Here is a 12,271-nt window from a genome sequence, read left to right as displayed (position 1 = left end):
GGTTCGCGTACCCCCTCACGATCATCGGCGCTGGCTATGGTGCGTACATGCGGCTGGACGACAGCGAAGATCAAGCGGCATTCCGGGCGGGCCTGAAAGCCTGGCTCGCCGAACAGTTACCCGAAGCCACGCCGAGCGCGCCTCGTACGTGGTCCGCCGACGAACTGCGCGCCTGGAGCAAGGCGTTGCACGCGGCCGGATACGCCGGTCTGACCTGGCCCGCCGAACACGGTGGACGCGGCCTTTCCCCGTCGTACCAAGCGATCTACGCCGAGGAGAGCGCACTGGCCGAGGCACCGGACCACGCCGGGGTGATCGGGCTCGGCATGGTCGGGCCCGCGATCGTCCACTATGGAACGGACGCGCAGAAGGCCGAGCACCTCCCCCGGATCCTCTCCGGGGAAACGATCTTCTGCCAGGGCTTCTCCGAGCCGGACGCCGGTTCGGATCTCGCCTCGGTGCGCACCCGGGCTCGCCGCGTCGACGGCGGTTACGTCGTCGACGGCGAAAAGGTCTGGTCCTCCTACGCCCATTTGGCCGACCACTGCCTGCTGCTCGCCCGCACCGATCCGGACGCGGCCAAACACCGCGGCCTGACCTGTTTCCTGCTCGACATGCGCGCGCCCGGCGTCGAGGTGCGGCCGCTGCGTCAGCTGTCCGGCGACACCGACTTCAACCAGATCCTGTTGAGCGGCGTCGAAATCCCCGACCACTGCGTACTCGGTGAACCAGGACAGGGCTGGCGGGTCGCGCTGACCACCCTCGCGCACGAACGCGGCACCTTCGGCATCACCCTCACCGCGCGGCTGGCCGTGCAGCTCGACAGGCTGGTCAAGACCGCCAAGGCGTGCGGCGGCGACACCGACCCCCGGGTCCGTGCCGAGATCGCCGAGCTGTACGTCGACCTGCAGGGCCTGCGGTTCACCGGCTACCGCGCGCTGGCCGCGATGGAACGGACCGGTGAGCCGGGGCCGGAGAGCTCGATCCTGAAACTGCGCTGGTCGCAGGCGAACCAGCGGGTGAGCGCGCTCGCCCTGCGGCTGCTCGGCGCGGGCGCGGCGGCCGACGGGGCCGACGCCTTCTGGGGCGGCTACTGGCAGCACCAGCGGTTGCGCAGCCGGGCCAACAGCATCGAGGGCGGGACGTCGGAGATCCTTCGCGGGATCGTCGCGGAGCGGGTCCTCGGCCTGCCGAAATCACGTTAGGGGCGACCGATGGACTTCGCGTTGACCGAGGATCAAGCCGGGCTCAAGGCCGCCGCCCGCACCTACCTCGAGGACACGTACGGCTTCGAGCGGATCGCGTCGCTGGCCGACGACGGCGGGCAGGACCTCGCCGCCTGGCCGGAGCTGGTCCGGCAGGGCTGGCTGGATCCGGACCTCGGCCTGGCCGAACTCGTCCTGCTGGCCGAAGAAGGCGGGCGCGCCCTGCATCCGGTGCCCTGGTTCGCGACGGCCGGGCTCAGCCTGCCGGTGTACCAGACGGCCGGCGTCGAACGGCCAGGCCCGGCGACACTCGCCGATGGCTCCGGCACCTGCCGCGCGACCCGTCGCGACGACGGCTGGTGGCTCGACGGCGCGGTGCAGGCCATCCTGCACGCCGACGTCGCCGCGGAGCTCGTGGTCGCGGCTCGCACCCCGGCCGGGGTGGCGCTGTTCGGCGTCAGCCCCGCTGCCGTCTCGGTTTCCGCGCGCGACGGCGTAGATCCGCTCCGGACGACGTCGGACATCGCGCTGGCCGGCGCCGAGGGCAGGCTGCTGGTCGGGCCGCCTTCCGCCGCACCGCTGCTCACCGCGATCCGGAGCCGGGCGACCACGCTGCTCGCGGGCGAGGCCATCGGCGTCGCCGACCGGGCGCTGGCGATCGCCGTCGACCACGCGAAGACGCGGTCGCAGTTCGATCGCCCCATCGGTTCGTTCCAGGCGGTGAGCCAGCAGCTCGCCGACGGGTACGCCGAGGTCGAGCTCGCGCGTTCGCTGGCCTACCGCGCAGCTGCCGCCCCCACCGCGGAAGCCGTCGCGTGCGCCGCCCACGCCGCGGGCCGCGCGGCGATCACCGTCTGCGAGACGGCGATCCAGGTCTGCGGCGGGATGGGCGTCACCTGGGAATTCCCGCTGCACCGCTGGTTCCGGCGCGCGCTGTGGCTGGAGGCGGAACTGGCCTCGGGACCGTTGGAAGCGATCGCGCACTCACTGTTCGGGGAGCACTCATGAGCCTGCAACTGCACTGGTTCCTGCCGTCACACGGCGACGGACGGGAGATCGCCAAGACCGCCGACGGCGTCGCGGCCCCAGGCGCCCGTCGCGAGCCGGACCTCGAATACCTGACCCAGGTCGCGCTCGCCGCGGACCGCTTCGGGTTCACCGGGATGCTCACGCCGTTCGGGTTGTTCTGCGAGGACCCGTGGGTCGTCGCCTCGGCGCTCGTGGGTGCGACGCGGTCGGTGAAGTTCATGATCGCGCTGCGCCCGGGGTTCATCTCGCCGCTGCTGGCCGCGCAGACCGCGGCGACCTTCCAGCGCGTCTCCGATTCGCGGCTGCTGCTGAACATCGTGACCGGCGGGGACCCCGACGAGCAGCGCCGCTACGGCGACTGGCTCGACCACGACCAGCGGTACGCGCGCACCGGCGAATTCATGGACGTCTTCCGGCAGGCTTGGCCGGGTTCGCGCTTCGACTTCTCCGGCACGCATTACACGTTGCGGGCCGGGATGGTCGCGCGGCCGCATCCGGTGCGGCCGACCCTGTTCCTCGGCGGTTCTTCGTCGGCCGCGCTGGAGGTCGCGGCCGCGCAGGCGGACGTGCTGCTGATGTGGGGCGAAACGCCGTCGGCCATGGCCTCGCACCTCGCCCGGTCGCGGGAACGCGCGGAAGCACTGGGGCGTTCGCTGCGCTTCGGCACGCGATTCCACGTGATCAGCCGCGACACCTCGGCCGAAGCCTGGAAGGTGGCCGACCAGCTGCTCGCCGGGATGGACCCGGCCCGGATCCGGCAGGCGCAGGAACGTTTCGCCGCCACCGAATCCGAGGGCCAGCGGCGGATGGCGGCCCTGCACGCCGGCCGCACCGACTCGCTGGAGATCCACCCCAACGTCTGGGCGGGTTACGGCCTGGTGCGCCCCGGCGTCGGCACGGCGCTGGTGGGCAGCCACGAGGAAGTGGCCGAACGGATCGAGGAGTACCACGCGCTCGGCCTGGACCATCTGATCCTTTCCGCCCAGCCGCATCTCGAAGAGGCTTACACCTTCGGGGAAGGCGTCATGCCGCTGCTGCGTAAGCGGGGGCTTCTCGCGGAAACACTCTGAAGTTCCGTGCTCGTCGGCGTGATTCACGTGATTGAAGCCGGAACTCGCGTGATTGGCGGCGTAACTCGTGTGTTCCGCCTCCAATCACGCGAGATCCGGCGGGAAACACGCGAGTTCCGCGATCGCGACATCTGAAGTAGGCTTACCCGGCGATGAAGGAATTGGGACACGCGACGTCCCAATTCCTTCATCGCCGCTTTCGCGTCAGCGTCAGCTGAAGCTGATGATCACGCCGCCGCCGTTGCCGGCGGCGTCACCGAGGCCGACGACGCAGGTGATGGCCGTGCAGTCCACCGCGCCGTAGCTGCTGCCGTCGGGCAGCACACCGGTGAAGTTCTTCCGCACCGTGACCGAGGCCGAGATCTTGCCGGCCGCGTCAGCGACCAGCGACTGCTGCGAAGGGCTGCAAGGGAACTGCCCCGCCGCGTCCTGGGCGCATTCGCCGACGCGATAGGTCGCACCCGGCGTCAGCCCGGTTCCGGTCACCTGGACCACCGCACCGTCCGAGAGCCCCGACGACGGCGTGACCGTCACGGCCGCGGCGGCCGAGGCACCCGGCGCCACGACGGCCATCAGGCCGAGCGCGGCGATGGCGGAACCGGCGAACTTGGCGGCAAGCTTTGCGGACACAGTAATCAACTCCGATTCATTGCTGGGAATTTTCCGACTTCACCAGGCGCGGGTTCCGTTGCCCCCCGGCGTCCTGGTAACAACGTTACGATCATCGAACGTAGATCGTCAACCATTTCTTCGAGCAGTTTTCGAGTAGGCCGTAAGAAAAAAGGTGCAATAAACTCGCGCGCTTCGTGCGTAATTCATAGGCGACGGGCAAGTCAGGAGAAGAAGGTGCGGCGGCGCGCACGGGATCCTGATTCGGTGACCTCTTCCAGCTCCGATTTCCTGTTCGGGGGCGCGCCAGAAAGGCACGCCGCCTACGCCGCACTGCGCGAAAGCGGCCCGGTCCGCAGGATCACCCTCTCCTCCGGTACCGCCGGCTGGCTGGTGAGCGGCTACGCCGAGGTCCGCCAGGCGCTCGCGCATCCCGGGCTGAGCGGGCGCACCGGCGCCGTCGGCGATCGGCGCGGGCTGTCCGAGGACGTCCGGCTCGGCATGAACACGCATATGCTGAACCTGGATCCGCCGGATCACACCAGGCTCAGGAAGCTGGTGTCCGCCGCGTTCACCGTGCGCCGGATCGCCCAGCTGCGCCCCAGAATCGAGGCCATCACGGCCGAACTCCTCGACGCCGTGGCCGATTTCGACGAGGTCGACCTGATCAAGGCGCTCGCCCTTCCGCTGCCGATCCGCATCCTCACGGAGATGCTCGGCGTGCCGGAGGACGAGGCGGGCGCCTTCCACGGCTGGACCGAGATCCTCACCGCCAGCGCGCTGCCCGTCGACGAACTCGACGCGGCCGCCGCCGAAATGCTGCGCTATGTCAGGAAACTCCTCGCCGAGAAGCGCGCGAATCCCGGCACGGACCTGCTTTCCGCGCTCGTCACGGTGCACGACGGCGACGACCGGCTCACCGAACACGAGCTGACGTCGATGGTCTTCCTCCTGCTCATCGCCGGGCACGAGACCACCGTCCATCTCATCGGCAACGCCACCCTCGCGCTGCTCGAGAACCCGGCGCAGCTCGCCGCGTTGCGCGCGAACCCGGACGGGATGCCCGCCGCGGTCGAGGAATTCCTGCGCTACGAGAGCCCGGTGCACGCGGCGATGCGTTACGCCAACGAGGAAATCGAGCTCGGCGGCGTGACGATCCCGGCCGGTTCGCTGGTCATCGTGTCGTTGCTGGCCGCCAATCGCGATCCCGCTCGATTCCCCGGCGCGGACGCCTTGGAACTCGACCGCGCGGACAACCCCCAGCTCGCCTTCGGACACGGCATCCACCATTGTCTCGGCGCGCCGATGGCCCGGCTCGAAGGCGGGATCGCGTTGTCCGCGCTGCTCACCCGGTTCCCGGAACTGCACGCGGCCGTCCCCGCGGAAAGTCTCCGCTGGCGCGTCAGCATGGTGATGCACGGCCTCGAAGCCCTTCCCGTCCGCCTTCACCGATGACTGTCCTCAAAGGACCGATCGCCCAAACCAGCAGGCTGGGATAAGACGCGTGCGAAACCGTGGTGCGACACTTTTTGAGACGATCACGAATTCGCGGTGCGTATCTCACGTCCGTGAGCCGCGTCATCTCCTATTCCTGGGAAGGGAGTAGAACGTGTCCCAAGACCTAGGCACCCCGGTCACGAGCGCCCCGCCACGGGCCGCCGTCCCGACCGCGCGGACGCCGAAGAAGAAGACCAAGACGGGGTTGTCGGCACTGGCCGCCAAGCGCATCGCCGTCCTGAGCGCGCTCGTCGCCGGCGTCGCCTACGGGTGGGGTATCGGCGGGAACGCCGCGCACTACGCGTACGCCGCCGCGGTGCGCAGCATGGCCGCGAACTGGCACAACTTCCTTTACGGCGCCTACGATCCCGCCGGGTTCATGAGTGTCGACAAGGCACCCGGCGCGCTCTGGCTGCAGGCGCTTTCCGTCCGTGTCTTCGGTTACGAGACCTGGGCGCTGCTGCTGCCCGGCGTCATCGCCGGAGCCGTCTCGGTGTACGTGCTGTTCGTGCTCGTACGCCGCTGGGCCGGGCACGCGCCCGCGGCGCTGGCCGCAGTGCTGCTCGCCGCGACCCCGATCACGATCGCGGGCACCCGGGTCAACCTGCCCGACTCGACGCTGATCCTGACGCTGCTCGTGGCGACCTACGCCTTCTGGCGGGCGCTGGAGAAGGCGTCCCCGCGCTGGCTGCTGCTCACCGCCGCGCTCGTCGGACTCGGCTTCCACATCAAACTCGCCATGGCACTGGCCATCCTCCCGGTGCTCGGGATCGTCTACCTCGTCGCCGCGCCCGCCTCGCCGGGACGCCGGGTGCTGCATCTGCTCGGCGCCGGAGCGGTCACCGCCGCGGTTTCGTCGATCTGGATGCTGATCGTCGGGCTGACCCCCGCGGGCTCCCGCCCGTACATGGACGGCAGCACGTCGAACTCGGTGTGGCAGATGGTCTGGTCCTACAACCTCTTCGACCGCACGGACGCCGCGAAGGCCGGGAATTCCGCCGAACTGCCCGTCCTGCCCGACGGCAAGGTCACCCCGGTCGACCAGGGCGGCGACACCGGCGTCTTCCGGTTGTTCAACGACCTGATCGGCGGCCAGATCTCGTGGCTGCTGCCCTTGGCCGTGCTGCTGCTCGTCGTCGGCTTGGTCGCCGCGGGCCGCGCGCCGCGCACCGACAAGGCACGCGCGGGCTGGCTGCTGTGGGGTGGCTGGCTCGTCCTCTTCGCCGGGGCACTCAGCTTCTCGCAGAGCATCCACCCGTACTACACGAGCATCCTGGCACCCGCCATCGCCGCGATCGCCGGCGCCGGCCTGCACCTCGCCTGGACGGATCGCCGCTTCACGTGGGCGCTGCCGGTCGGTCTGCTCGCCACCGGTGCCTGGGCATTCGTGCTGATGAACCGTTCCAGCGACTACGTGCCGTGGCTGCGTCCCGTCGTCGCGATCGCCGCCGTCGCCGCCGCGGTGCTGGTGCTCGTGCGCCGCACCGGGAAGTTCGCCGTCGTGACCGGCGCCGTGGCCGGGGTCGCGCTGCTGGCCGGGCCGGTCGCCTGGGCGGCGCCCGCCTTCCACCCGCCGACGGATCCCCGCACGGCGATGTTCCAGAACTTCAACCCCCTCGCCGGGCCGAACCCCAACGCGCTCTCGACCGGCATCGATCTGACCAAGCTGATGGCGGGGGGCCCGAAGCCCGGCGCGGCAGGCGGGCAGGCCATGCCGCTGCCCCCGCCGATCATGTTCCAGATGATGCCGTCCGACGCCGACCCGAAGCTTCTCGCTTTCCTCAAAGCCAACAAACGCGGCGAGCGCTTCGATGTGGCGACGGTCGGCGGCACCGGTGCGTCGCCCTACATCCGGGCGGGCCTGTCCGTGATGCCGATGGGCGGTTTCGTCGGCACCATGCCGATGCCGACCGCCGACGGGCTCGCCGACGCCGTCCACAGTGGACAGCTGAGGTACGTCCTGTTCGGCGGGTTCGCCTACGACAGCCCGACGGCGCTGGCCCGCAAGGACTGGGTGGTGCGCAACTGCGTGCGGATCCCGCCGCCCGCCTACACCGCCAACCCGTGGATGGGCTTCACCTCCGCGCTGTTCGACTGCAAGCCGGGAGCGTGATGCGCCATGACGGCTGAACTCACCGCGGCACCCCGCGTCGCACCGGGAAGCCGCACGACGGCGACCGTCGAGATCGTGATCCCGGTGCTCAACGAGGAACGCGCCCTGCTGGGCTGCATCACCACGCTGAGCGCGTTCCTCGGCGACGACTTCCCGTTCCCCTGGTCGATCACCATCGCCGACAACGGCAGCACCGACCGGACCTGGGAGATCGCCACCGGGCTGGCCGAGGGGAATCCGCGCATCTCCGCGCGGAGGATCCCGGTCCGCGGCCGGGGCGCGGCGATCAAGGCGACGTGGGGGTCGAGTACCGCCGACATCGTCGCCTACATGGACGTCGATCTCTCGACCGGACTGGAAAGCCTGCTCCCCCTGATCGCACCGCTGGTCAGCGGGCATTGCGAGATCACCATCGGGACCAGGCTCGGCCGCGGCTCGCGGATCCGCCGCAGCCTCAAACGCGAGATCGTGTCCCGTACCTACAACGCGATCACGCGGCACGTGTTCGGGCTGCGCAGCACCGACACCTCGGCCGGTTTCAAGGCGGCCCGGCGCGACGCGGTGACCGGGCTGTTGGAGGCGGTCGAGGACGACCACTGGTTCTTCGACACCGAGATGCTGATGCTGGCCGAGCACAACGGCCTGCGGGTGCACGAGGTGCCACTGGACTGGGTCGAGGACGTCGATTCGCGGGTCAAGGTCACCCAGACCGCGATGGGGAATCTGAAGGGCCTGGTCCGCGTGGGCCGGGCGATCGCCGCCGGGAAAGGACGGGTGGACGTGCCGGAGATCCCGCAGTTGCGCGCCACCCATCCGGACGCCGTGCTCGCCGAGCCGCGGGCCGCGACCCTCGCGAAGTTCCTCGGGTTCGCGGTGATCGGTGTCATTTCGACAGTGCTGTACACGCTTCTGTATCTCCCGTTGCGTGTCCCGCTGACGCCGGCGGGGGCGAACCTGGTCGCGCTGGTGCTCGTCGGGGTGGCCAACACCGAGGCGAACCGGCGCTGGACGTTCAACCGCGGCGGCGGGCACCGGCTCGGCCTGCACACCCGGGCCGCGATCCTGTTCGCCACCACGTATCTGCTGACCACGCTGGCCGTGACCGGGCTGCATCTCATGGCCCCCGGTTCGGGGCCGGTCGTCGAACTGCTCGTGCTCATCGTCGCCTACGGGCTGATGACGCTGCTGCGGTTCGTGGCCCTCGACCGCTGGGTGTTCGCCCGGCATCGGAAGGAGAGCCGGTGAAGACGGAGGACGTCGCCCGGATCACCGAGATGGAGGACCGCCACTGGTGGTTCCGGGAAAAGCGGCACCTGCTCGCCGACGAACTCAAGCGGCTCGGGCCGCCCGGCCGCGCGCTCGACATCGGCGCGGCGGGCGGCGGCAACACGCGGGTGCTGCGCTCGCGCGGCTGGGACGTCGTCGCCACGGACTACGACGAGAACGCCGTCGAGATCGCGCGCTCACGCGGTCTCGACGCGATCCACGCCGACGCCCGTGACCTGCCGCTGCCGTCCTCGTCGTTCGATCTGGTGGTGGCTTTCGAGATCCTCGAACACATCCAGGAGGACGACCAGGCCGCGGCGGAGCTGTTCCGGGTCCTGCGGCCCGGCGGCTCCGCGCTGATCAGCGTCCCGTCCGGAATGGACCTGTGGTCGGCGCACGACGTCGCGGTGCACCACGTGCGGCGGTACGACCGGGCTTCGCTGCGGAAGGTCATGGAGGACGCCGGCTTCGTCGTCGAGGAGCTGTGGAGCTGGAACGTCCTGCTGCGGCCGGTGGTGGCACTGCGGCGGCGCACGGCGCGCGGCAACGAGCTCAACGAGCACACGCCCTGGCTGGTCAACCGGGCCCTGACCGCGATCGTCACGGCCGAGCGCTACCTGCCGACCCGCTCGCGGCGCGGTGTTTCGCTGATCCTGAAGGCGCATAAGCCCTGACGGTTCGCTTTCGCGCGTGAAGGCCCCCTTTCCTGAGGGAAGGGGGCCTTCACGCGCTTCCGGTGTCGGGGATTGGTGCCGGCGTCCGTGAAGGCCTCCTTGAGGGACCCTGGGTCCCTCAAGGAGGCCTTCACGGACTGGCCAGGCGCTCAGGCGGCGCGAAGACCGGGCCCAGGGACGTCCCAGGCGGTACCGCGGTGCTCGAGGTACCAGTCCACCGTCTTCGCCATACCTTCTTCCAGCGTCACAAGGGATTCCGGCTCGATGCCGACGGAAAGCAGGGTCGAGACGTCGGCCGTGACCGGCGTGTTCGGCGTCTCACCCGGCCGCATGGGCAGGTCGGTGATGCCCACCCGCGAGTGCCCGCGCTGCTCGCACAGGTCGATCACCAGCTCCGCCACCTCGCGGATGGTGACCGACTCGGCCGGCCCGATCTCGACCGTGTTCTCCAGCACCCGGCCCTCGGCGGCGGCCTCCAGGGACGCCACCAGCGTGCGGGCGACGTCGCCGACCCACACCATGTCCGAGATCTGCCGTCCGCCGCCGTAGAGCTCCACCGGCATCCCGGACAGCGCCCGGCAGATCAGCGCCGGGGTGATCTTGCGGACCTTCCCCGCGGCGAACGGCGGCGCGGCCTTCTGGCGCGGGCCGTAGGCGTTCACCGCGCGGACGCAGTTCACGCGGGTACCGCGGTCGGCGTTGAACATGCGGACGAATCGCTCGACCGTCGTCTTGGAAATCGAATAGCTGTTGTTCATCCAGTGGTTGCCGACGCAGATGTACACACCGGGCAGGTCGTACTGGGCGACGGCCTCGAGGAAGTTCAGGCCGCCCATGACGTTGGTCTCCACCGCGGGTCGCGGATTGGTGATCGTCTCCTGGGTGCCCAGCACGGCCGCCAGGTGGATGATCCCGTCGCAGTGCGCGGCGAGCTCGGTCAGCGCCGTCGCGTCGCGGATGTCGCCCAGCATGACCTCCCACGGCCCGCCGTCCCCCTCGCCACGATGGTCGAACACGACCGGCGTATGCCCTCGTGCGGCGAGCTCCTCGCAGACGTAGCGCCCGATGAACCCGGTGCCACCGGTAACACCAACCTTCATTTTAGCCACCTTTTCCCGATAGGCTGGGAATTCCAGGACTTTCCTTTTCGCAGAATCCCATCGGCGGCTCTTCCCGGACGCCTCCAATACTGCCCCGAAAGGCAGTATCGGGAGGCGGTTTCAGCCCGATGCCACATCGCTTGAGTTGATCTTCCGCGCGCAGCTTGCCACCGATGCCCAGCTTTCGCGACACGGACGCCGGAGGTGAGGTGGACGGCGCGGGTGAGTGACCGGGATGAAGGCTCCCTTCACTGCAACAGACGCGGCGAAGGGAGCCTTCACCCCACCGGCGACCCGTCCGCGACCACGCCACTTTGCCTTGCCGCTCAATAGAACCCACGGTCTGATCAGTCAAGCCGGATAAGGTCACCGGTAGCGGACCGGGGCATGACTGTCCACAAGGGACGTCAGCCTGGATCGCGTTGCCCGATTTGGGCACTGTGCGCAGTTGTAGGTGGGGGTCGTGAGTGGCAAAGAGGGTTAGAACGACCTTTACCACTCACGACCCTTCGAAAGGATCGCCCATGTAGTCACTAATCGGACATTCAGCCGCCGAGAGGTGACCACAGTGGACACTGGGGCATGGCCGGGCGCTTGCCCTGCGGCAACCGTCACCACTTGCGATCAAGACCCGTCCGAGGTCGACGCAAGCCACGTGGCCTTCGGTTTCAGCCCAGGAACTTCGTCAGCGCGCCGATGACCTGGGCGGGCTGTTCCTCGGAAAGGTAATGCCCGGCCCCGGCGATCTTGACCACTTGCGGATCCACCGCCTTCGACGGCATCACCTGGACGAAGTACTGGTGGTTGAACTCCCCGGCGAGGCCCAGCACGGGCATGGTCAGCTTCCCGTACGCCGAGCCGGCCGCGATGTCCTGGTTGAGCGTCCGGTACCAGCCGTTCCCGGCCCGGACGGCCTCACGCGTGTAGTAGGCCCGCGCGTAGACGTTCCGGTCGAAGTCGTCGACCGCCGACGGCACCACCGAGAGCTGGTCGATCATCGTGTCCACGACGTACCGCGAGCGGCCGGAGACGAGCTGCTCCGGCAGGCCTTGCAGCTGGTTGAACGTCCACCACCACGGCGAGAACTGGCCGGGCGCGCTGGGCAGCAGGGGCAGCTGGTAGAGGCTCTTGTCGGGCGCGACGACGTCCATCAGCGCCAGTTTCCCGACCGCCTGCGGGTACTTGATCCCGTAGCTGTGCGCGACCATCGCGCCGATGTCGTGGCCGACCAGATCCGCCTTCGCGTACCCGAGCTTGGCGAGCAGGGCGTGGATGTCGGCGGCCAGCGTCTCCTTGTCGTAGCCCGACTGCGGCTTCGACGAGCCGCCCATCCCCCGCAGGTCGACGGCGATCACGCGGTGGTGCCCGGCCAGCGCCGGCATCACCTTGTGGAACGCCCACCAGGTCTGCGGCCAGCCGGGGAGCAGCACCACCGGGCTGCCGGATCCCCCGGCGACGTAATGCAGGCGGACACCGTTGACGTCGGCGTAGGAGCTCTGGAACCCGCCCGGCAGGGAGCGGGCGAGCGCGGCGTCCGATTGTCTCCACCCCGTGTTCGCCGCCGCCCCCGTCGCCGTTCCCCCCAGCAGTACCACCGCCGCGACCGCGGCCAGCGCGGTCATGACCTTCTTGAACTTGCGCATGAATTTCTCTCCCACCGCCAGGGAAATGGTCATTGACACCTCAATGATCAGCCGGAAGGGCCGAC

General features: G+C 69.4%; 10 protein-coding genes. 7 read left to right on the top strand and 3 right to left on the bottom strand.

The window, feature by feature from the left end; all coding sequences use genetic code 11:
- Positions 1-47 precede the first annotated feature (47 nt).
- Genes DMC64_RS17525 through DMC64_RS17515 form a run of 3 tightly spaced genes read left to right on the top strand, consistent with a single transcriptional unit; the run spans position 48 to position 3,304 of the window.
- Entirely contained in the window at positions 48-1,205 is a 1,158-nt protein-coding gene (locus DMC64_RS17525) for an acyl-CoA dehydrogenase family protein (protein ID WP_125734400.1), read from the top strand.
- A 9-nt stretch (positions 1,206-1,214) separates the two neighbouring features.
- Positions 1,215-2,213 (top strand): acyl-CoA dehydrogenase family protein, encoded by a 999-nt coding sequence (locus tag DMC64_RS17520; RefSeq protein WP_125734399.1) that lies wholly within the window; start codon positions 1,215-1,217, stop codon positions 2,211-2,213.
- The gene (locus DMC64_RS17515; RefSeq protein WP_125734398.1) at positions 2,210-3,304 is read left to right on the top strand and encodes an LLM class flavin-dependent oxidoreductase; all 1,095 of its coding nucleotides are present in this window, start codon (positions 2,210-2,212) and stop codon (positions 3,302-3,304) included. Before DMC64_RS17520 ends, DMC64_RS17515 begins: the two co-directional genes overlap by 4 nt.
- Before the next feature lie 210 nt (positions 3,305-3,514).
- Here DMC64_RS17515 and DMC64_RS17510 read toward each other — a convergent pair whose 3' ends face one another.
- Positions 3,515-3,934 carry an enediyne antibiotic chromoprotein gene (locus DMC64_RS17510; protein WP_037341331.1) on the bottom strand — a complete coding sequence of 140 codons (420 nt, stop codon included), beginning with the start codon at positions 3,932-3,934 and terminating at the stop codon, positions 3,515-3,517.
- Positions 3,935-4,180: 246 nt separating this feature from the next.
- On the opposite strand from DMC64_RS17510, the gene DMC64_RS17505 reads away from it, so the two are divergent.
- The 4 genes from DMC64_RS17505 (at position 4,181) to DMC64_RS17490 (ending at position 9,463) form a co-directional block, all read left to right on the top strand.
- Positions 4,181-5,368: a cytochrome P450 gene (locus tag DMC64_RS17505; RefSeq protein ID WP_125734397.1), complete on the top strand. Its 1,188-nt coding sequence runs from the start codon at positions 4,181-4,183 to the stop codon at positions 5,366-5,368.
- Positions 5,369-5,522: 154 nt separating this feature from the next.
- Positions 5,523-7,523, top strand: a complete 2,001-nt coding sequence (locus DMC64_RS17500) for a glycosyltransferase family 39 protein (RefSeq protein WP_125734396.1) — start codon at positions 5,523-5,525, stop codon at positions 7,521-7,523.
- Between the two features lie 6 nt (positions 7,524-7,529).
- On the top strand, positions 7,530-8,768 hold the full coding sequence (locus DMC64_RS17495) for a glycosyltransferase (RefSeq protein ID WP_037341325.1): 1,239 nt from the start codon (positions 7,530-7,532) through the stop codon (positions 8,766-8,768).
- Complete coding sequence (locus DMC64_RS17490) at positions 8,765-9,463, top strand: bifunctional 2-polyprenyl-6-hydroxyphenol methylase/3-demethylubiquinol 3-O-methyltransferase UbiG (protein WP_037341322.1); 699 nt, start codon at positions 8,765-8,767, stop codon at positions 9,461-9,463. Before DMC64_RS17495 ends, DMC64_RS17490 begins: the two co-directional genes overlap by 4 nt.
- 149 nt (positions 9,464-9,612) lie before the next feature.
- Here the strand turns inward: DMC64_RS17490 and DMC64_RS17485 are convergent, their stop codons facing one another.
- Positions 9,613-10,563, bottom strand: a complete 951-nt coding sequence (locus DMC64_RS17485; protein WP_125734395.1) for an NAD(P)-dependent oxidoreductase — start codon at positions 10,561-10,563, stop codon at positions 9,613-9,615.
- 668 nt (positions 10,564-11,231) lie between these two features.
- The gene (locus tag DMC64_RS17480; RefSeq protein WP_125734394.1) at positions 11,232-12,239 is read right to left on the bottom strand and encodes an alpha/beta fold hydrolase; all 1,008 of its coding nucleotides are present in this window, start codon (positions 12,237-12,239) and stop codon (positions 11,232-11,234) included.
- Positions 12,240-12,271: the final 32 nt, after the last annotated feature.

Source organism: Amycolatopsis sp. WAC 04197 (genome assembly GCF_003947475.1).
Classification (GTDB): Bacteria; Actinomycetota; Actinomycetes; order Mycobacteriales; family Pseudonocardiaceae; genus Amycolatopsis; species Amycolatopsis japonica.
This window is presented reverse-complemented; position numbering and strand designations above follow the sequence as displayed.